The organism is Kribbella sp. NBC_01510 (assembly GCF_045040325.1).
Taxonomy (GTDB): Bacteria; Actinomycetota; Actinomycetes; order Propionibacteriales; family Kribbellaceae; genus Kribbella.
Genome location: NZ_CP109418.1, coordinates 2,052,429 through 2,071,405 on the forward strand (window position 1 = coordinate 2,052,429; position 18,977 = coordinate 2,071,405).

Consider the following 18,977-nt stretch of genomic DNA (forward strand, 5'->3'; position numbering starts at 1 on the left):
CACCAGACCGCCAGGGAGACATCTGTGGAACTGCTGCGCCTCGGCGCGGTCGGCGAGGAGCGCCCGTACGTGCGCGCCGCCGACGGCACCGTTCACGACCTGAGCTCGATCACCGCCGACATCGACGGGGCGTTCCTCGCCGCGGACGGCGTCGCCCGGGCCCGCGCCGCCCTCGAGGCCGGCGACCTGCCAGTGGCCGACGTGGAGGGCCTGCGGATCGGCGCCCCGATCGCCCGGCCGGGCGCGGTGGTCTGCATCGGCATGAACTACGCCGCTCACGCGGCCGAGTCCGGCTCCGAGCCGCCGGAGCAGCCGATCGTGTTCTTCAAGCACCCGAACACCGTCGTCGGTCCGGACGACGAGGTGCTCGTCCCGCGCGGCTCGACGAAGACCGACTGGGAGGTCGAGCTCGCCGTCGTCATCGGCAAGCAGGCCCGGTACGTCGAGACCGACGAGGAAGCGCTGGCCTGCATCGCCGGCTACGCGGTCTCGAACGACGTGTCCGAGCGTGCCTTCCAGCTCGACGAGTCCGGCGGGCAGTGGTCCAAGGGCAAGTGCTGCGAGACGTTCAACCCGCTCGGCCCGGCGCTGGTCCCGGCCGATGAGGTCGACCCCGACAACCTCGACCTGAAGTCCTGGGTCAACGGCGAGGCGCGGCAGGACTCGAACACCCGGGACATGGTCTTCTCCGTGGCAGCGCTGATCCGCGACCTCTCGCAGTACATGGTGCTCAGCCCCGGCGACATCGTGAACACAGGCACCCCGGAGGGCGTCGCGTTGTCCGGCCGGTTCCCGTACCTGGCTCCCGGCGACACGATGGAGCTGGAGATCCAGGGTCTCGGCCGCCAGCGGCAGACCCTCGGCAAGGCCTGAAATCTGTCCCCGGCCGGCTCTAGGGTCGGCCGGGTGACTGACCACCTGGGCAACATCCGCACCTCATACGACACCGTCGCCACTGCGTACGCCGACCTCGTGCAGGACGGCGCGGAGTGGGAGTCCGAGGGCTTCGACCTGTTCGCCGAGCTGGCCGGTGGCCGTCCGGTGCTTGACGTCGGGTGCGGGCCCGGCCGAACGACCGGCCTGCTGGCCGCGCGCGGTCTGAAGGTGACCGGGATCGACCTGTCCCCGGGGATGATCGAGGTCGCCTGACGAGACCACCCGGAGCTGGACTTCCGGGTCGGCTCTATGACGGCTCTGGAACTGGCCGACGGTGAGCTCGGCGGGGTCGTGTCCTGGTGGTCGATCATCCACCTGCCGCGCGACGTCGTACCGCAGGCGTTTGCCGAGTTCCACCGCGTGCTGGCCCCCGGCGGGGTCCTGCTGATGGGCTTTCACGTCGGCGAGGAGTCCACCCACAAGACGTCCGGGTACGGCGGTCTCCCGATGGATCTCTACGTCCATCGGTGGCGAGCCGAAGGGCTCACCGAGATCGCGGTCGCGGCGGGCTTCACGCCGTACCTGGATGCTGAAATTCCGCAGGACCGCCTGCTCTTCCGGAAGTAGGGTCGGCGCATGACTTCCCACGTGCGGACGGTGACGTTCGATGCCCACGACCCCTATGAGCTGGCCGGCTTCTGGCTGCAGGTGCTGAAGGCCGAGCGGCCCGACGACGACCATCCCGGCGAGCCGTACGCCGCGGTCGTCGCGGACTCGGTGAAGCTCCTGTTCGAGCAGAACAACGACGAGAAGGCCGCCAAGAACCGGGTCCACCTCGACCTCGAGCCGGACGGTCCACGCGACGCCGAGGTCGAGTGGTTGCTGACGCTGGGCGCCACCATCGCCCACGACCGCCGCAACCCCGACGGCACCGGCTTCGTCGTCATGCACGACCCGGAAGGCAACGAGTTCTGCGTCCTCCGCAGCGCCGCCGAGCGCGCCGCCACCAGCTAGGCCGACCCACCTCCGCGCCAAGCCCTCCGGAGCGTGCATTCTAGAGGTCGTCGACGTACGGCGTCTGGCCGGTGAAGGTCAGGCGCCAGTCGGTGGTGCGGGCGTCGACGGTGAGGTCGTAGCCGTTGCGGCGGGCCGTGAGGTGGTGGTGGCCGTCGGCGACGGGGGTGAGCTCGACCTTCCAGCCGCGGCCCTCCAGGGTTTCGGCGGCGAAGCCGAACTGGGCCTCCGCATCAGGCGTCGCCGGGTCGCCGGTCTCGACGGTGATCGTGCAGACCGACTCCGGTCCGCGGTCGTCCGACAGCGCACCCTGGCTCGCCGGCCCGACGTCCTGCGTGACCGCCGGTTTCTGGCCAGGCACCACCGTGGCGGCGACCGTGAGCAGTTCCGACCGGAGGAAGTTGCGGGCTTCGGTGAGCGTCACATCCCCGTCATACACCTTGGCGCCAACTCTTGCGACGCATTGCCCGCGATTCGCTAATCGGTGATCTCCGGGGTCTCGCCCGCCAGCGTCAACCGCCAGTCCCCGTCCCAACCGTGCACCGCGACCTCGTACCCGTCCCGCCGGGCGGCGAGGCTGTGATGGCCGCCCTCCACCGGAGCGATTTCGGTCTCCCACCCGCGCGACGTCAGGGCGGCAGCCGCAGCCGCGACCTGTCCCGCCGGGTCGACGACGGCCGGATCGCCGGTCTCCACGGTGATCGAGCAGATGGTGGCCGGCCCGCGCCCGTCCGACATGGCCCGCGGGTTCACCGGGCCCGGGTCGTGCGCGACCACTCCGTCCAGACCGGGTACGGCGACGGCCGCCACGGCCAGCAGTTCCGCCCGGAGGAAGTCCCGGGCCTGGGTCAGCGTCATCGAGCAGGTCCTTCCGGTTGGCGGGCCGGGCCACCACCGGTCCGGTCCCTGGCTCCGTCGAGAGGCTTGTCCTTGGGTCCTGAGCTGATCTTCTTCAGCGCCATCACGCCGTCGAACACCTTCGCGAGCGGCACCGCCACCGGTGTCTGAGCCACCTTACGCAGCGGCTCCGACCAGGAGATCCCGGGCAGCACCCGGCTCTCCTGTTTCGCCGTCGTCCGAACCGCCGCGGTGACCGCGCCCAGCTCGCCGCGGCCGATCCGGCCGAGGTTCCGGAAGGACTCGCTGTTGAGCTCGAAGTAGCCCATGTGCCCGCGGACGTGGACGTCGCCGCGCTCGGTCTCGAACCGGAACACGTCCGCGAAGTCGGCCGGATCGGGACCGTGCTCCTGCAGGTAGGAGATGTAGTCGCCCTTTGCACGAGCGACGTACAGCCTGGTCCCCGGCGGCGTGATCTGCGCCCCCGACGTCACGGTCGGGTCGATGCCGGGACACCCGACGAGCACCGCCCGGTCAGGATTCACCCCATCCGGCAGCCGCCCGTCGACGCCCTCCATCAGCGCCTGGCCGAGCACCAGCGACCCATAGCTGTTCCCGATGACCGTCGTCTCCGCATACGGCGCCTTGACCACCTCGACACCGGCTTCAAAGCGAGACAGTCGCGGCAAGGCCGCCCGCGCGGGCTCCTTGGACATCGCGTCTTCCAGGGTGAGCGGTGCGTCGTAGTCCTTCCACACCACCACAGCCGTCTTCGGGCCGACCTGGTTCTTGAGCTGCTGCGCCCGGTCCATCTGCGCGCGTACGCCGTCCAGGTCGTTGCCGAGTCCCGGGATCAGCACGACCACGTTGCGGGCCGTCTCGAGGTCGCCGAGGATCTCGATCATCCGGCCCTGGCCCTCGACGTCCACGGACAGGAACTGCCGCGATCCGAACACCTCGATGCGATCGCCGGCGGCATCGACGTCCAGGCCCTTCCGGACCGACCACAGCATCTCGCTCACAGTGTCGAGCCGCTTGCGCTGCTCGGGTGTGGACTCACCGCCCTCGACCGCGTCCCGTAGCCGCCGCTGCGCCGCGAGCAGGATCACGCGGCTGGCGTCGTACCGTAACTGCAGCGGGGCGCCGTCCAGCGCGCTGAGCTGCTCGGGCGGATTCTCGGCGAGCGCGCGAGCGGATGCCGCCGGCAGGGCGCGGAAATAGTCCCGGACCTCCTGGACCGCCTTTTGGTGCGGCAGATCCCGAGTGTGACGGATCAGCAGGTCGAGTTGCTCGGCCTCGGTCATGGCATCCCTCGGTCCCCAGGAGGTATCCACACAAGCGGTCGCCTGTTAACCGCAGAGAGTAAGTCAGTGGAAGGCCAGTGACCAGGAACCTGCGTGATGGGAGAGGTTGACCGTGGCCAGCGGGCGGACGTCCACGTGCCGGAGCGACTCGGCGGGCGCATCGAGGACGTACAGCACGATCGCCCGCACCACCGCGGGGTGGACGACGGCGACGACCGTACGGCGATCGCCGGTCAGCTGATCGAGATCCCCGAGCCAGTCCGCGACCCGCGCGATCACGTCGTTCTCGGTCTCCCCGCCCGGGGTCGCGGTATGCGGACGCTCGAGCCACGCCGACACCCGCTCCGGATCCGCCGCGAGCAACTCCTCGAGGTCGCGGCCGGCCCAGTCGCCGTACTCGCGGTCCCGCAGGACCGGCTCGACGACCGGGGTCAGCCCGAGCGCCTCGGCGGTGCGTACGGCGGCCCGCTCGGGGCCGGCGTACACGGCATCGGCTGTGAGCTCCAGTCCGCGGGCAGCCTCGACACTCGCCGGATCCGGTTCGGCGTCGCCGCCGAGCACGAGTCCACGCAGCGCGGGCGTCAAGGCGTGCGCAATGAGAGTCAATCCCGTCAAGCGGCGACCACCTTCTGTCGAGTCAGCCGGCGGTCGTCCACGGTGGCGGCGTACCCGAAGCCGAGCAGGAGCCACAGCGTCGCCTGCGTACCGAGCGAGGCGAACCGGAACTGCCACAGCAGCGTAGCGGGGAACGTCTCCGGAACCTCGTTGATTCGCGGCAGGATCAGGTACGCCACCACGATCGTCACGAGGAACGCGATCACCCCGCCGCCGAGTCGGGCGAGCTCGCCGTACCGGGCGGCCCAGCGCGATGCGGCGACGCCGGCCCAGACCGCGAGCAGGCCGATCACCAGCGTCAGCAGGTAGGTCACGGTCCGCCGGGTGATCGTGTCCGGATTGCCGACCGCGGGCGGGTTCGGTGGGTATTTGAGGAACGGGACCAGCACGATCCCGACGAAGCCGGCCGCGGCCAGGCCGAGCGCGGCGTACGCGTCGTTCCCGGTGCGGAGCTTGCGGCGGAGCAGCGTGAAGCCGACGGCGAACATGCCGCCGAGGGCCACGCCGTACAGGCTGGTGGCGAGGAACAAGCCGGCCTTCTGGCCTTCACGGCTGACGAGCGGCTTCTCTTCGGCGGCAGGCTCAGCGCTGTCACCATGGTCGTGGGAGTGCGCGGCACCAGCCTCTTCGATCGCGATGGCCGCGTCGACACGCGGTTCACCCATCACGTACGCGAAGGTCCCGGCCAGCAGGCCGGCGAAGAGTCCGACGATCAGTCCGCGCACCAGGAGCGATCCGAAGGTGCGCATCGGGATCTAGTGGCAGGGCACGCCGAGCAGGTGGCGCCCGTCGTGCATCAGCTCGTGCAGGTACATCCCGGACTGGGAGACCGCGCCCTGGTCGAACCCGACCAGGTAGGCGAGCAGGAGCATCAGGCCGACGCTGAGCAGCGCGACGGCGAGGAGCCGGGGGGAGAGAGCCGGTACGGCGACCGAGCGGGCAGGAGCTGCCATCTGAACCTCCTGGGGAAGTGCGCGTCCCCATCGAAAGGCTGCTGGTGCCCGAGCGTCCTGACTCACGAGCAGAGCTCGCTCACAGTGGCGCGGCCGTGCCGGACTTGCACCGGCTTCCCTCATGGCACCGCAGGTTGTCCCCCCGAACCGTAGAGGCCGCCGGAGTGGCCGGTCAACGGATGGCGGCGTGGCGGTGATCTATCCCACCCGGTGGACAGGGGTAGTGCGGCGCGACCGCGTCGCACTTACTCTGAGGAAATGCCGTCCGCTCACCACCTGATCGCGTTCGCGATCACCGCGTTCATCATCATCGTCGTGCCCGGGCCGAGTGTGCTGTTCATCGTCGGCCGGGCGCTCGCGGTCGGGCGCCGCGAGGCAGTGCTCACGATGGTCGGCAACACCATCGGCGCCTCGGTCCTGCTCGGCCTGGTCTCGCTCGGCCTCGGCACCCTGATCGCGGCCAGCGCCATCGCCCTGACCGTGGTGAAGCTGGCGGGCGCGGCGTACCTGATCTATCTCGGCGTGCACGCGTTCCGGACCCGGAAGTCGCTGGTCGAGGCGATGACGAGTGGTGTGAAGCCGGGCAACACCCGCCGGACGCTCCGGCAGGGCTTCCTGGTCGGGGTCACCAACGCCAAGACCGCGGTCTTCTTCGCGGCCGTGCTGCCGCAGTTCGTGGACAAGGGCGCGAGCAGCCCGGCCTGGGCCCAGATCCTCGTACTCGGCCTGATCTTCATCCTGATCGCGCTCTGCTCGGACAGCGTCTGGGCGGTCGTCGCCGGCACCGCCCGCGAGTGGTTCGCCCGCTCGCCGCGCCGGCTCGAAATGGTCGGCGGCACCGGCGGCCTGATGATCATCGGCCTCGGCGCGAGCATCGCCGTCACGGGGTCCAAGGACTAGCTCGGACTAGCTCGCGCCGCGCGCGGTCCGCCGGCCCGCCTGGACGCCGATCAGCGCGAGCGCCGCCGGGAGCCCGAACGCGACCAGGTACGCCGTCACCGCCGAGTGCGGCTCGAGCGCGGCGAACAGCGATCCGCCGACGGCCAGGACCGTTGCTGTGGACAACGAGTCGCTCAACTGCGCGGCCGAGCTGTTGGCGCCCTGCTCGTCGCGCTCGGAGTATTCCAGGGTCAGCACCGACAAGGTGGGGAAGACGGTGCCCATGCCGAGGCCGGTGAGGCTCCAGCCGAGGATGCCGACCAGCACCGGGACGTTGTCGTTGAGGGTCAGCGTCGCGGTGGCGATCCCGAGCAGGATCAAGACCATGCCGGCCTGCAGGAACACCGAGTGCGAGAACGGCTGCTTCGGGCGGCCGCGATACCAGGAGGCGGCGGTCCAGCTCAGGGCGCTGACGGTCAGCACCAGACCCGCGAGGGCCGGGGACAGACCGCGCTCCCGGGTCAGCATCAGCGGCAGGAACACCTCGGCACCGAATCCGGCAGCAGCCACCAACCCCCGGAGCGCGACCACCGACGGCAGGCCGCGTCCGAGCGTGAACGTCCCGCTCGGCAGAAGCCGTGGGGCGAACGCGACCACGCCGGCCAAACCGATCACCAGCAGAACAACCTGGAGTACGCCGCGCTGCTGGCCGCCGTAGTGCAGAAGACCGACCCCGACCGCCGCTGCGATCGCCCACATGGCCCGCTTGTCCCACAGCCGTCCCTCGCGTGCCTCGTACGCAGCGCCGTGAGCCAAGCCGGGCCGCATCACGAGCACCGCCGGGATCGCGATGGCTGGTACGGCGAGGAACACGATCCGCCAACTCGCGTGTTCGACGATCAGGCCGGCGATCGCGGGGCCGACGAGGGACGGGACGACCCAGCCGGTCGCGAACGCGGCGAAGATCCGCGGGCGCAGCCGGGCCGGGTACAGCTGCCCGACGACGACGTACAGGGCGACCGTCAGCAGGCCGGAGCCGAAGCCTTGGATGATGCGGCCCGCGACCAGGATCTCCATGGACGGAGCGAGTCCGGCGATGATCAGACCGCCGAGGAACCACGCGGTGCCGTGCCAGAGCGGGCGGGTCGGGCCCTTGAGATCACTCCAGGTGCCGGAGACGACCATCGCGACCACACCGGAGGCCAGCGGGCCGCCGAACGCCAGCGCGTACAGGCTGAGCCCGTCGAGCGCCTGGGCGACCGTCGGCATCGCGGTCGTGACCGCGAGGGACTCGAACGCGACCAGGGTGATCAACGCGACCATCCCGACCGTCAGGGCCCGGTACTTCGGCGAGAGTACGCCGCCGGAGTCGGTGGTCTGGTCGGCCTCGGGTTCGGCAACGCTGGTCATGCCGAGAACTCTCGGACATCAAGTGGACTTTAAGTCAAGCGCAATCAGAGAACGGCGGCGAGGACCAGCGCGAGGATCGGCGGGACGGCCTGGGTGGCGGCGGCACGGACCATCCGGCGGTCGGAGGCGACCAGCACGAGGCCGGCGCCCGCCATACAGGCACACGCGAACAACGCGATCGCGTGGCCTTTGTCGCCACCCCAGATCAGACCGCCGAGCGCACCGATCGCCAGGAACAGGTTGTAGAACCCCTGGTTGAACGCCCACGGCCGGGCAGCCGCCGCCTCCGCCTCGTCCTTCACCAGGAACCGTTTGTACGTGCTCGGCCTGCTGAACAGCAGGCTCTCCATCGCGAACACCGCGACGTGGAACAGCCCGGCCACAACCACAAAGATCTGCGCGATCACGCTCATGCGCGAACCGTACCGGCCGCCCGCCCGCCCGGCCCCGCAACCCGCCCGACGCAATCTGGTGGGCTGACCCGTCACCTTGTGGGTTGCCCACCGAGATTCTCGGGGGGCAACCCACCGTCTGGTGGGTCAACCCATCGGATCGGTCAGGCTCGCCAATCGGCGGTAAAAGGAACGCGCTGGGTTGGCGGTGAAGATCGCGTGCGCGACATCGGCGCCGAGGTGGCGCGCGATCCGGGGCCGGAGGTGAGTGAGGAGATAAGGGATGCCGGGTCCTTCACCGGTCGCGCCGCGGGCCTTGGCGGTCGTGGTGTCGCCGCCGAGCAGCAGCCGGTCGGCGTACCCGGCGTCGACCAGCGCGGCCAGGCAGTCCAGCAACCGGGGATCGGTCGCATGATTCGCCCGCGACGGCCCGTCGAACGCCAGCCACGCACCCCGCTCGGCCAACTCGAGGTGACCACGATGATCCGGGAACCGATTCAGATGCCCGAGGATCACCGCCGACGGAGGTACGTCGAGCTTGTCGACAAGGAGATCCAGTACGGCGTCTGCCGCGGATCCGAGTTCGTGATGGATCGCGATCGGCGCGCCGGTCGCGTGATGCGCCTCGGCCGCGGCCCGCATCACCAGCTCGGCGTGCGCGTCCAGGACATGGAATCCGCCGGCCACCTTGATCAGTCCGGCCCGGACCGAACTGTTGCCGATGCCAACGGTCAGCTCGCGGACGAAGATCTCGGCCAGCCGACCCCGCACGCCGTCGACGAAGCCCTCCGGGTAGTGCTCACGCCGATGCAGTCCGGTCGCCGCAACCAGCGAAACCCCTGTGTTGCTTGAGATTCCGGGCAACAGCTCGGCCCGGCGCCCCAGTCCATGCGGCGTCCACTGCACGATCGCCTGCCCACCGGCCGCCGCGAAAGCACGCACCTCCGCCACCGCGGCGTCTTCGTCATCCAGCTCCTGCCCGGGCAGAACCGCCGAACGAAAGAACAGATGGTCGTGGGAGTCGCACACGCCGAGGGCCTCCGGCGCGAGGTCTCCGAGAACGGTCCTGATCACCGAGCCTCCTCGTTGCCTGCCACCTGTCCATCTTCTTCTCATAGCGCGCGAAAGGCCCAGTCGGCATGACTGGGCCTTTCAGCACCTGTAGTGGGTCAGCGACCGCGGCGGGAGCTGCCGGCCCGGGAGCCGGCGGAGAACGCTGCGGCACCGGCCGGACGAGCGGCCGATCCCGGAGTGCTCGTGGTGTAGGTCTTCGAACCGCCCGAGCCTGCGCGGGACTTCGCGCGGCCGGAGCCCCGCGAGCCACCCGTCGAGCGCGACGCCTGGGCAGAACGGCCTTGGTTCGGCCGCTGCTCGGTTGCCGGCTGAGCGGAGCCCGAGGCGCGCCCGCGACGGCCGCCTCGGCCCGATCCGCGACCGGTCGAGCTCGCGACGCGCTCCGGCTGGACGGCCTTGACGGCCGGCTCGACGAAGGTCCGCTCGCCGGGGGCCAGCTCGGTCAGCAGCGGGTCGCCGGTGCTGAGCTTGGTGACCTTCGGGGCGATGCCGGCCTTGCGGGTGAGGTCGCGGACGTCGCGGACCTGGTCGTCGGTCATCAGCGTGACGACCGTGCCCTCGGCACCTGCGCGGGCGGTCCGTCCGGAGCGGTGCAGGTAGGCCTTGTGCTCGATCGGCGGATCGGCGTGGATCACCAGCGCGATGTCGTCGACGTGGATCCCGCGGGCCGCGATGTCGGTGGCGACGAGGGTCTTCGCCGTACCGTCGGAGAAGGCCTCCAGGTTCCGCGTGCGGGCGCCCTGGGAGAGGTTGCCGTGCAGCTCGACGGCCGGCACGCCCTGGGCGATCAGCTTCTTGGTCAGCGCCTTGGCGCCGTACTTCGTCCTGGTGAAGACCAGCGAACGCCCGGGCGCGGCGGTCAGGTCGACGAGCACCGGGAGCCGGGTGTCGGGCTGGACGTGCAGCACGTGATGGGTCATGAGCGAGACCGGCGACTGCGCCGAGTCGACACTGTGCGTGACCGGCGTGGTCATGAATCGCTGCACGAGGACGTTGACGCCGGCGTCCAGCGTGGCCGAGAACAGCAGCCGCTGGGCGCTGGACGGGGTCGCCTCGAGGATCCGGCGGACGGCGGGCAGGAAGCCGAGATCGGCCATGTGGTCGGCCTCGTCGAGCACGGTGATCTCGACCGCGTCGAGCTTCGCGTGCCCGGCCTGGACATGGTCCTCGAGCCGGCCCGGGCAGGCGACGACGATGTCGGCGCCCTTGCGCAGGCCGGTGATCTGCGGGCCGTGGCCGACGCCGCCGAAGACCGTCATCGAGCGCAGGCCGAGCGCGTCGGCGAGCGGCGTGATCGACGCCTGGATCTGGGTCGCGAGCTCGCGCGTCGGCGCGAGGATCAGCGCGCGGGGATGGTTCGCCCGGCGCTTCCCGCGGCCGGCGGCGAGCCGGGCCAGCACCGGCAGGACGAACGCGTAGGTCTTTCCCGATCCGGTCCGGCCGCGGCCGAGAACGTCCTTGCCGGCCAGGGAATCCGGCAGCGTGGCCGCCTGGATCGGGAACGGCTTCGTCACCCCGGTCGCCGACAGCGCGGTGACCAGCGTCTCGGGTACGCCGAGGTCGGCGAACGTAAGGTTGTCCGGGACAACCATCTCGTCAACCTCGTCGTACGACGCGTTGTTGCTGACAGCAACCTTCGACGGTCGGCCGGTCTCGGCGGGTGGGCCGAAGAGCGCCGCGGCGGAGGATCCGTTGCGGCGGTCACCGGACCGGCGCCGGCGACGCGGACGCGACGCGGAGGTGGATTGCGGTTGGGCGGATTGCGTGGATGTGGACGTGGGGCGGCGGACCGCCATCTGGTACTCCAAAAGTTCGGGGGTCGTCCTGCCCGGCGCGGCCGGTTTACTGCCGCGGCGCGTGGTGGTCGACTGCTGGCGCAATGTGTTTGCGCTCACCGGCCCGAGGCAGAACTGGGCGGGCCGTCACAGACAGTCTACGGCACCGGGGGCCAACACCCCGATGGATATTCACAGGACGCTCGTCACACCGCTAGGTTCTGCTCGTGACGTCACAGTTCCGGGTGGATCCGGCCACCGCCGCGGGTGAACGCGAACTTCTCCAGGGTTTCCTCGACTTCCACCGCGGCACACTGCTGTGGAAAGTCTCCGGACTGACCGGTGAACAACTGGTGGAGCGCAGTGTGGATCCGTCCAGCATGTCGCTGATCGGACTGGTCCGGCACCTGTCCGAGGTCGAGAAGTACTGGTTCCACCGCGCGCTCGCCCAACTCCCCGCCGAGCCGAAGTTCTGGACCGCCGAGCATCCCGACGGTGACTTCGACCTCGCCGACCCGGCACAGGCCGAACAGGACCTCGAGGACTTCCGGCAGATCGCCAAGACCTCCGACGAGATCGCCGCCCGCTACACCCTCGACGACACGTTCGTCCGCCCAGGCCACGAGGGCGACTACTCAGTGCGCTACCTCTACATCCACATGATCGAGGAATACGCCCGCCACAACGGCCACGCCGACCTCCTCCGCGAACGCCTGGATGGACTCACCGGCGAGTAGCTCTCACGGGCGGATCGCGCGGATCAGGCCGACGATGTCGTTCACGACTCCACGGACGCCCGGGATGCGGGTCAGGCGGAGCAGGCGGTCGACCAGAGGGACTGAGCGGTCGATCAAGGCTTTGGTACGGCGTAGGTCCTCGCTGTCGTCGTGGACCCAGAAGAGCACGATGCCCATCTCCATGAGCCACAGGAGTTCGGGTAGTTCCGCCTTCAGGTCGGCTGGGAGCTTCAGGTCAGAACCCTCGACGACCCGGCGGAAGACGTCGACGCTTGCCTCTCGCGCCGGCCGCGACTCCGCGCTGAACGGCGAGAGCGGACTCTTCGGATCGGCCGCCGTCTTGAAGAACGTGCCGGCGAACTCGTGGTACGGCGCGGCCACGTCGAGCCAGGTCCGCAGTACGCCGGTCATCCGCGGCACGAACGCCTTCTCCGACGACAGGATCGACTCGACGGCCTCGCGGTGCTGCTCCTGCAGGTGGTCGTAGTACGCCTGCATCAGATGCTCTTTGGAGCCGTAGTAGTAGTACGCGTTGCCGACCGAGACGCCCGCCTCGGTGGCGATCGCCCGCATCGTCGTCTTCCCGTACCCCTGCTCGCGGAACAACCGCAGCGCCGTGGACAGGATCAGCTCCCGAGTCTGCTCACCCTTGGCGGTCGCACTGTCCGTCACATCCGTCAGCGTAGTCACCCCCACCGCGCACACTGGTCCAGCTCCGCAATCCGGCGGCCGCCTGGACGATCGCCCGCGCCACCGGCCGCAGCGAGGGACTCGCCAGCCGTACGGCTGTGTGCCTGTGCTCCCACGTGGCCCACAGGCACACGATCCACGCACGGTCGCCGACGTACACGGACCCGTCGTCGGCGACCACGGTCACCTCGCGCAGCGTCGCCTCGTGATCCAGCCCGGGGTAGAGCGCCCGCGCGTACGTCGACCCCGCCGCGACGAACCGCAGACGCACTACCCCGCCCTGCCCGTTCGTGGCCGGCCGCTGCGCCGCCAGCCAGTCCTTGAACCGGCGGCAGAGTGAACAGTGCGCGTCGTACAGAACAGTCAGCTCACGCATGGCTCAGTAGCCGTACGGCATCGGCTGCTCGGCGGCGATCGGGACAACGTCGTTCGGCGGGACCGGCGGTGTGGCCATACCGTGGAGCTGGCTGCGGTTGCGGATCTTGTTGAAGATCCAGACGTTCGTCAGGTGCAGCCCGCCGAGCACCAGCATCACGAACCCGAGCTTCACGCTCAGCTGGTCGAAGACTCCGCGGGCGTCGACGACGACCTTGTCGGCGCGCAGGAACAGCGTCACGAATCCCAGGTTGACCAGGTAGAAACCGACCACGAGCAGCCGGTTCACCGCGTCGGCGAAGTCCTCGTTGCCGTGGAACACGTCAACCAGGAAGATCCGTCCGTTCCGGCTCAGCGTCCGGGCCACCCAGATCGTCAGCGGCACCGCGATCAGCAGGTAGATCAGGTAGGTCGTCACGGTCATGGTCATCTCGTCCCCACTTCTTGAACACGTTCAACTCTGTCTCGCGGCGAGCGTACGCCGGTCTTTTGAACATGTTCAAGTAGCCGCTGATGTGACGTGGATCTCCGGTGCGGCAGGATGACCACCATGACGACCTGGGTGTTCGAAGGGACCGTCCTGCCGGCCGGCGACACCGCCCGGCTCGAGTTCGGCCGGTCCGGTGCCGCGGACGTGCTGCCCGGGCGGTTCGGCGTACCGGGGCTGGTGGACTCGCACTGTCACCTGACCGTCGGGACCGACGACCTCGGGCCCCGGCTGTTCGGGTCCGACTTCGCGGCCGAGCGGCTCGAGGAACTCGCCGCCGCCGGGGTGAGCGCAGTGCGTGATGTCGGCGGCGACCGGACGGTCACTCTGAAGCTGGCGGGCATCCAGGACGACAGCCGGCCGGTCGTCCTGGCGGCCGGACGGTTCCTGGCGCCACCCGGGCGGTACTTCCCGCGCATGCATGAGCCGGTGCAGCCGGAGGACCTGCTGGCCGCGGTCGGCGCCGAACTGGACGACGGTGCGACCTGGGTGAAGCTCATCGGCGACTTCCCGGCCGTCGGCCCGGACGGCCCGATCCGGGACAGCCCGATGGAGCAGACCTACCAGACCGCACTGGTCGAGGCCGTGGTTCAACTCGCACACTCCCGCGGCGCCCGGGTCGCGGCGCACACCAACACCGAGATCGTCAGCGACCTGATCCGCGTCGGGGTCGACTCGATCGAGCACGGTACGTCGATCACCGAACAGGACCTGGAGACACTCGGCGCCCGAGTTGGTGCGTGGACGCCGACACTGTGCGCATCCGTCGGGCCAAGGCCGGACGCCACGCCGGAGCAGGACAAGCGGCGCCAGGCCAGGTCGGAGTACCTCTCGTCGATGCTCCAGCTCGCCGATCGGTACGGCGTTCGGGTGCTGACCGGGTCGGACGTGGTCGGGACCGTGGCCGGCGAGATCGACTTGCTGGTGAAGCACGGCCTGACGGTCGATCAGGCGCTCGTGGCCGCATCCACCGGAGCACAGGACTTCCTCGGTCTGTCCGGCGACGGCAACCTCGTCACGTACGACGCGGATCCGCGCGAGCACCCCGAGGTCCTCGCCACGCCGGCCGCCGTCGTCCTCCAGCACCGACGGATCCGATGACCTATGCGGGAGAAGAGCCTCGACAAGTGGGTCGCGAAGTACCGGAAGGCCTGGGAGAGCAACGACCCGGCTGACATCGCCGCGCTGTGGACCGAGGACGCCGCGTGGTACCGGCGACCCGACGAGGAGCCGGTGCTGGGCCGGGATGCGATCGTGCAGGCCTGGCTGGAGGTCGCGGACGCTCCGGGCGAGACAGCGTTCGAGTACGAGGTGCTCGGCTTCGGCGACGGAGTCGGGTTCGTGCGCGGCTGGACGACGTACCTGACCGATCCGCCGGGCGAGTTCAGCAACCTGTGGGTGATCCGGCTGGACCACGATCGGGCCCACGAGTTCGTCGAGTGGTGGATGGAAAAGCCTTAGTCGGTTAGGCTTCCGGGTAGGCACGCAGGGTGCCACCGGTCCGCGGGAAGGGCTCAGCCCACCTGTTCACCAAGCTGTGTGAGCTGTGTTCACCTCCTTTCTCGCCTGACGACGCGGACAGCAGGCTCGTAGAGAGGAGGTCGCGATGCCGACCCGGAATCTTCCGAACGACCCGCACCTGGACCACCTGCGCAAGCAGGCGAAGACGCTGCTCAAGCAGGTCCGTGATGCCGACCCGGACGCCGTGGCGCTCGCCGCCGAATTCCATCCAGTGCAGTCTCTGGCCGATGCCCAGCTGGTGATCGCCCGCAGTTACGGCTTCCCAAGCTGGCCCCGGATCGTCCGGCATCTGGAGCTGGTCGACCAGTACAGCCGCTCCCCCCACCGCCAGGAGATCGGTGGACCGCTCGACACCCCGGAGCAACGCGCCGACGAGTTCCTGCGACTCTCGACACTGCATTACGGGCAGGACGACCCGGCCCGGCAGCGGTCCGCGGAGCAGTTGCTGGAGCAGTTCCCAGATGTTGCCCGGAGCAACATCTATACGCTGGCGGTGGCCGGCGAGTTGGACGCTGTCCGCGCGGTGCTCGCCGCGGATCCCTGGCAGGCAAGAGAAGAAGGTGGCCCCTACCGCTGGCAGCCGTTGCTCTACATCACGTACGGGCGGCTCGACGTGCCGCATCAAGTGGACATCGCGAGGCTGTTCCTCGAGCACGGCGCCGACCCGAACGCGGGCTATCTATGGCAGGGCATGCCGTCGCCGTTCACCGCACTGACCGGCGCGTTCGGCCGTGGTGAAGGTGATCAGCCGCCGCATCGCGATCGGGTCGAGCTCGCCCGGCTCCTGCTCGACGCCGGCGCCGATCCGAACGACAGCCAGACCATGTACAACTGCGGTCCCGGGTGTCCCCCGCCGTACGACGATGTGCACCTGGAGCTCCTGGTCGAGTACGGGCTCGGCCGGGGGGACGGTGGTCCGTGGCACGAGCGGATGACGACCGCCCACCCGACGCCACGTGAGCTGCTGGAGGACGAGCTGGTGTTCGCGTCATCCGCGGGCCTGCTGCATCGGGTCGAGCTGGTCCTTGCCCAAGGCACCGATCCGGACGGGCGCGGCACCCGGCATCCCGGTTTCCACGGTCATCGCGCGTACGAGTTCGCCACCGTCCTGGGCTACACCGAGATCGCCGACCTGCTCCGCGCGCGTGGTGCGGCGCCGGTGGACGAGGTCCATGAACTCTTCGCCGCGATCATGCGCGGCGAGACGCCGGCGGCCGGCCCCGAGCTGGTCGCACGGGCGATCAGCCGCAACCCGTACCTCCCGATCCGCGCCGCCGAGATCGGCCGATCGGAGGCACTGGAGCCGCTGCGGCGCCTCGGCTTCGACCTGAATGTCGTCGCCCTGTCCGCACCGATCCATCAGGCCGCGATCCACGGCCACCTGGACACGGTCAAGAAGCTGGTCGAACTCGGGGCCGATCCCGAGCTGCGGGATCCGTCGTACGGCGGGAACGCGCTGGGGTGGGCCCAACACGGTCAGCAGCAGGCGGTCGCCGACTACCTCAGGGGCTTATCGCGAGGAAGATGAACGCGCTGAACACCATCAGGTGGACGGCACCCTGAAGCAGGGTGGCCCGGCCGGTGGCGAGGGTGAGGATGCTGGTCACGACCGTGAGCGCGAACAGCACCATCTCGGTGCCACCGAGACCCAGCACGAGCGGTCCGCTCAGCCAGATGGACGCGACCGCGATCGCCGGGATGGTCAGGCCGATGCTCGCGAGGGCTGACCCGAGGGCGAGGTTGAAGCTGTTCTGGAGGCGGTTGCGCAGTGCGGCGCGGACTGCGGCAGCCGTCTCCGGGAGCAGGACCAGCAACGCGATCGCGACACCGACGACAGCCACCGGTGCGCCGGCCGATTCCACCGCCGACTCCAGGCTGGGCGACACCGTCTTGGCCAGACCGACCACCGAGATGAGGCAGACGAACAGCAGCCCGAGGCTGAGCAGCGCGACCTGTCCACTCGGCGCCGTCGCGTGCGTACCGTCCTCGTCCTCCTCGACCTCATCCGACGACGGGACCGGGAGGAAATAGTCCCGATGCCGAACGGTCTGCACGAAGACGAACACGCCGTACATCACCAACGACGTCACCCCGGCGAACGCCAGCTGGGCCGGACTGAACTGCGGACCGGGCGCGCTCGTCGTGAACGTCGGCAGCACCAGGCTCAGCGTGACCAAGGCGGTCATCACCGCGAGCGCACTGCTGGACGCACGGACGCGGAACTCCTGGGTGCCGTGCCGCAGCGAGCCGACAACGAGAGACAGACCGAGGATGCCGTTGCAGGTGATCATCACCGCGGCGAACACGGTGTCCCGCGCGAGGGTGGCGGCCTTCACGCCACCGGGCACCATCAGGGTGACGATCAGTGCGACCTCGATCACTGTCACGGCGAGCGCGAGGATCAGCGTGCCGAACGGTTCGCCGACCCGATGGGCAACCACTTCGGCATGGTGGACGGCGGCGATCACCGCCGCGCCGAGACCGGCGCAGACCAGGATCAGCAGCGCCACGCCCAGGTGACGATGCCAGGTCAGCAGCAGGACGACGAAGGCGAGCGGGGGCACGGCCAGACTCCAGCGCGGCAGCCCCTGGATCACGGTGTTTGTCATCCTCAGGCAGTCTATCGGGAATGCGCTTGGCAACCGGAGATCCACGGGTGATGCTTCTCGCATCATGTCTGTGCAGATCAGAATCGCGACCGCCGATGACTGGGCGGCCATCTGGGCCTTCTTCCACGAGATCGTGGCCGCGCGGGAGACGTATACCTACGACCCGGAGCTGACCGAGGAGCAGGCGCGGGTGCTCTGGATGTCACCGTCGAGTGCGGCGCTGAGCCGGACCACGGTCGCGGTCGATGCCGATGGCACCGTTCTCGGCAGCGCCAACATGTACCCGAACCGCCCAGGCCCCGGCGCGCACGTCGCGAGCGCGAGCTTCATGGTCGACGGCGCGGCCCGTGGCAAGGGAGTCGGGCGGCTGCTGTGCGAGGACATGATCGCGTGGGCCGAGCGCTCGGGCTTTCGGTCGATCCAGTTCAACGCGGTGGTGGAGACCAACGAGCCGGCCGTACACCTCTGGCAGTCACTGGGCTTCCGCATCGCCGGCACCGTCCCCGAGGCGTTCGACCACCCCAAACTCGGGTACGTCGGCCTCCACGTCATGTACCGCCCACTGCCATGACGGACAGCCGGGCTCGGCGGATGTGGAAGGCGCTCGAGCCGTATCACGCGATCACGTACTTCTCACCCGACACCAAGCAGGCGACCGATGCACTCGGCCTGAAGGGTGGCTGGATGAGCTACTTCGGCTGCCGGGCAGCACCGCTCGGCCCGGTCGGCCCCGACCTCGTCGCCGCGCTGTTCTACAGCTTCCATCCGGCGATGGTGGCGCGCGCTCTGCCGGACGCGTGGGACCACGCGACACCCGCACAGTTGCTCGACGCACGGTTGCAGGCGGTGGACAACGCCGTACGACGCCTCTTTCCAGGGACGTCGTTCCAGCGCGCGGCCGATGTTGCTCGTCAGGCGGCCGACCTGGCGCCCGTCAGCGGGCGACCGATGGCAGCGGCCAACGCCGCGCTGGACTGGCCGGACGAACCGCATCTGGTGTTGTGGCAGGCAACCACGATCCTGCGGGAGTCTCGCGGCGACGGTCATGTCGCGGCGCTCGTCGCCGCGGGCTTGAGCCCATGCCAGGCGTGCCTGACGATCTCAGCCGCCGGCGGACCGTCGAAGGAGGTCTTCCAGGTCAACCGGCGGTGGAGCGACGAGGACTGGGCCGCTGCCGAGGACGAGCTGCGTGGTCGCGGCCTGCTCGACTCCACGGGCGCGCTCACCGACGCCGGACGAGCCTTGCGGCAGGAGGTCGAAGACACCACGGATCGGCTGGCCGACCAGGGTTGGAGAGCTCTGGGCGACGACCTGACCGCCGAGCTGCACGACCTGGTGCACCCACTCAGCGCCAAGCTGATGTCCGCGCGTTTCATCCCGCCGGACAACCCGATGGCGCTGCGCTGGGACCAGCCCTCCAGCCGCTGAC

The 18,977-nt window shown here is 69.6% G+C and carries 23 protein-coding genes, 1 pseudogene and 1 riboswitch; of the genes and pseudogenes, 10 read left to right on the forward strand and 14 right to left on the reverse strand.

Annotated elements, in window-relative coordinates:
• Nucleotides 1-24 precede the first annotated feature (24 nt).
• The 3 genes and pseudogenes from OG558_RS10170 to OG558_RS10180 all read left to right on the forward strand — a co-directional run bounded on the left by OG558_RS10170 (nt 25) and on the right by OG558_RS10180 (nt 1,890).
• Nucleotides 25-873, forward strand: a complete 849-nt coding sequence (locus OG558_RS10170) for a fumarylacetoacetate hydrolase family protein (RefSeq protein ID WP_405069992.1) — start codon at nt 25-27, stop codon at nt 871-873.
• 99 nt (nt 874-972) lie between these two features.
• A pseudogene (locus OG558_RS10175) lies at nt 973-1,503 on the forward strand (class I SAM-dependent methyltransferase).
• 9 nt (nt 1,504-1,512) lie between these two features.
• Nucleotides 1,513-1,890, forward strand: a complete 378-nt coding sequence (locus OG558_RS10180) for a VOC family protein (RefSeq protein WP_329482933.1) — start codon at nt 1,513-1,515, stop codon at nt 1,888-1,890.
• A 40-nt stretch (nt 1,891-1,930) separates the two neighbouring features.
• On the opposite strand, the gene OG558_RS10185 is transcribed toward OG558_RS10180, so the two are convergent.
• The 6 genes from OG558_RS10185 to OG558_RS10210 all read right to left on the reverse strand — a co-directional run bounded on the left by OG558_RS10185 (nt 1,931) and on the right by OG558_RS10210 (nt 5,599).
• Complete coding sequence (locus OG558_RS10185) at nt 1,931-2,314, reverse strand: hypothetical protein (RefSeq protein WP_329482935.1); 384 nt, start codon at nt 2,312-2,314, stop codon at nt 1,931-1,933.
• A 53-nt stretch (nt 2,315-2,367) separates the two neighbouring features.
• Nucleotides 2,368-2,748, reverse strand: a complete 381-nt coding sequence (locus tag OG558_RS10190; protein WP_405069993.1) for a hypothetical protein — start codon at nt 2,746-2,748, stop codon at nt 2,368-2,370.
• Complete coding sequence (locus OG558_RS10195; RefSeq protein ID WP_405069994.1) at nt 2,745-4,031, reverse strand: alpha/beta hydrolase; 1,287 nt, start codon at nt 4,029-4,031, stop codon at nt 2,745-2,747. The genes OG558_RS10190 and OG558_RS10195 overlap by 4 nt, the downstream gene beginning before the upstream one ends.
• A gap of 63 nt (nt 4,032-4,094) precedes the next feature.
• On the reverse strand, nt 4,095-4,646 hold the full coding sequence (locus OG558_RS10200) for a histidine phosphatase family protein (RefSeq protein WP_405069995.1): 552 nt from the start codon (nt 4,644-4,646) through the stop codon (nt 4,095-4,097).
• A complete protein-coding gene (locus OG558_RS10205; RefSeq protein WP_405069996.1) occupies nt 4,643-5,395 on the reverse strand; it encodes a CbtA family protein in 753 nt (250 codons plus the stop codon). Before OG558_RS10205 ends, OG558_RS10200 begins: the two co-directional genes overlap by 4 nt.
• 6 nt (nt 5,396-5,401) lie before the next feature.
• Nucleotides 5,402-5,599, reverse strand: coding sequence for a CbtB-domain containing protein (locus OG558_RS10210; RefSeq protein WP_328524673.1), 198 nt, complete (start codon nt 5,597-5,599; stop codon nt 5,402-5,404).
• A 52-nt stretch (nt 5,600-5,651) separates the two neighbouring features.
• Nucleotides 5,652-5,717, reverse strand: a riboswitch (cobalamin riboswitch).
• Between the two features lie 140 nt (nt 5,718-5,857).
• On the opposite strand from OG558_RS10210, the gene OG558_RS10215 reads away from it, so the two are divergent.
• The gene (locus OG558_RS10215; protein ID WP_329482941.1) at nt 5,858-6,499 is read left to right on the forward strand and encodes a LysE family translocator; all 642 of its coding nucleotides are present in this window, start codon (nt 5,858-5,860) and stop codon (nt 6,497-6,499) included.
• Nucleotides 6,500-6,505: 6 nt separating this feature from the next.
• Here the strand turns inward: OG558_RS10215 and OG558_RS10220 are convergent, their stop codons facing one another.
• From OG558_RS10220 to OG558_RS10235, 4 genes are all read right to left on the reverse strand, one after another.
• Nucleotides 6,506-7,888, reverse strand: coding sequence for an MFS transporter (locus tag OG558_RS10220; protein ID WP_405069997.1), 1,383 nt, complete (start codon nt 7,886-7,888; stop codon nt 6,506-6,508).
• Between the two features lie 44 nt (nt 7,889-7,932).
• Complete coding sequence (locus OG558_RS10225; RefSeq protein ID WP_329482943.1) at nt 7,933-8,301, reverse strand: DUF1304 domain-containing protein; 369 nt, start codon at nt 8,299-8,301, stop codon at nt 7,933-7,935.
• A gap of 126 nt (nt 8,302-8,427) precedes the next feature.
• Entirely contained in the window at nt 8,428-9,354 is a 927-nt protein-coding gene (locus OG558_RS10230) for a phosphotriesterase (RefSeq protein ID WP_405069998.1), read from the reverse strand.
• Between the two features lie 95 nt (nt 9,355-9,449).
• A complete protein-coding gene (locus tag OG558_RS10235) occupies nt 9,450-11,150 on the reverse strand; it encodes a DEAD/DEAH box helicase (protein ID WP_405069999.1) in 1,701 nt (566 codons plus the stop codon).
• A 206-nt stretch (nt 11,151-11,356) separates the two neighbouring features.
• Here OG558_RS10235 and OG558_RS10240 point away from each other — a divergent pair, with 206 nt between their 5' ends.
• Entirely contained in the window at nt 11,357-11,866 is a 510-nt protein-coding gene (locus tag OG558_RS10240; RefSeq protein WP_405070000.1) for a DinB family protein, read from the forward strand.
• Nucleotides 11,867-11,869: 3 nt separating this feature from the next.
• Here OG558_RS10240 and OG558_RS10245 read toward each other — a convergent pair whose 3' ends face one another.
• Genes OG558_RS10245 through OG558_RS10255 form a run of 3 tightly spaced genes read right to left on the reverse strand, consistent with a single transcriptional unit; the run spans nt 11,870 to nt 13,355 of the window.
• Nucleotides 11,870-12,538, reverse strand: coding sequence for a TetR family transcriptional regulator (locus OG558_RS10245; RefSeq protein WP_405070001.1), 669 nt, complete (start codon nt 12,536-12,538; stop codon nt 11,870-11,872).
• The gene (locus tag OG558_RS10250) at nt 12,510-12,932 is read right to left on the reverse strand and encodes a thiol-disulfide oxidoreductase DCC family protein (RefSeq protein WP_405070002.1); all 423 of its coding nucleotides are present in this window, start codon (nt 12,930-12,932) and stop codon (nt 12,510-12,512) included. Before OG558_RS10250 ends, OG558_RS10245 begins: the two co-directional genes overlap by 29 nt.
• A 3-nt stretch (nt 12,933-12,935) precedes the next feature.
• Nucleotides 12,936-13,355: a hypothetical protein gene (locus OG558_RS10255; protein ID WP_329482948.1), complete on the reverse strand. Its 420-nt coding sequence runs from the start codon at nt 13,353-13,355 to the stop codon at nt 12,936-12,938.
• 126 nt (nt 13,356-13,481) lie between these two features.
• Between OG558_RS10255 and OG558_RS10260 the strand changes: the two genes are divergently transcribed.
• From OG558_RS10260 to OG558_RS10270, 3 genes are all read left to right on the forward strand, one after another.
• Nucleotides 13,482-14,519 (forward strand): amidohydrolase family protein, encoded by a 1,038-nt coding sequence (locus OG558_RS10260; RefSeq protein ID WP_405070003.1) that lies wholly within the window; start codon nt 13,482-13,484, stop codon nt 14,517-14,519.
• A gap of 3 nt (nt 14,520-14,522) precedes the next feature.
• Nucleotides 14,523-14,879 carry a YybH family protein gene (locus OG558_RS10265; protein WP_405070005.1) on the forward strand — a complete coding sequence of 119 codons (357 nt, stop codon included), beginning with the start codon at nt 14,523-14,525 and terminating at the stop codon, nt 14,877-14,879.
• A gap of 145 nt (nt 14,880-15,024) precedes the next feature.
• Nucleotides 15,025-16,467 carry an ankyrin repeat domain-containing protein gene (locus OG558_RS10270; RefSeq protein WP_405070006.1) on the forward strand — a complete coding sequence of 481 codons (1,443 nt, stop codon included), beginning with the start codon at nt 15,025-15,027 and terminating at the stop codon, nt 16,465-16,467.
• On the opposite strand, the gene OG558_RS10275 is transcribed toward OG558_RS10270, so the two are convergent.
• Nucleotides 16,442-17,548 (reverse strand): calcium:proton antiporter, encoded by a 1,107-nt coding sequence (locus OG558_RS10275; RefSeq protein ID WP_405070007.1) that lies wholly within the window; start codon nt 17,546-17,548, stop codon nt 16,442-16,444. The genes OG558_RS10270 and OG558_RS10275 overlap by 26 nt on opposite strands.
• Nucleotides 17,549-17,612: 64 nt before the next feature.
• Between OG558_RS10275 and OG558_RS10280 the strand changes: the two genes are divergently transcribed.
• On the forward strand, nt 17,613-18,119 hold the full coding sequence (locus OG558_RS10280) for a GNAT family N-acetyltransferase (RefSeq protein ID WP_405070008.1): 507 nt from the start codon (nt 17,613-17,615) through the stop codon (nt 18,117-18,119).
• The gene (locus OG558_RS10285) at nt 18,116-18,976 is read left to right on the forward strand and encodes an SCO6745 family protein (protein WP_405070009.1); all 861 of its coding nucleotides are present in this window, start codon (nt 18,116-18,118) and stop codon (nt 18,974-18,976) included. Before OG558_RS10280 ends, OG558_RS10285 begins: the two co-directional genes overlap by 4 nt.
• Nucleotide 18,977 lies beyond the last annotated feature (1 nt).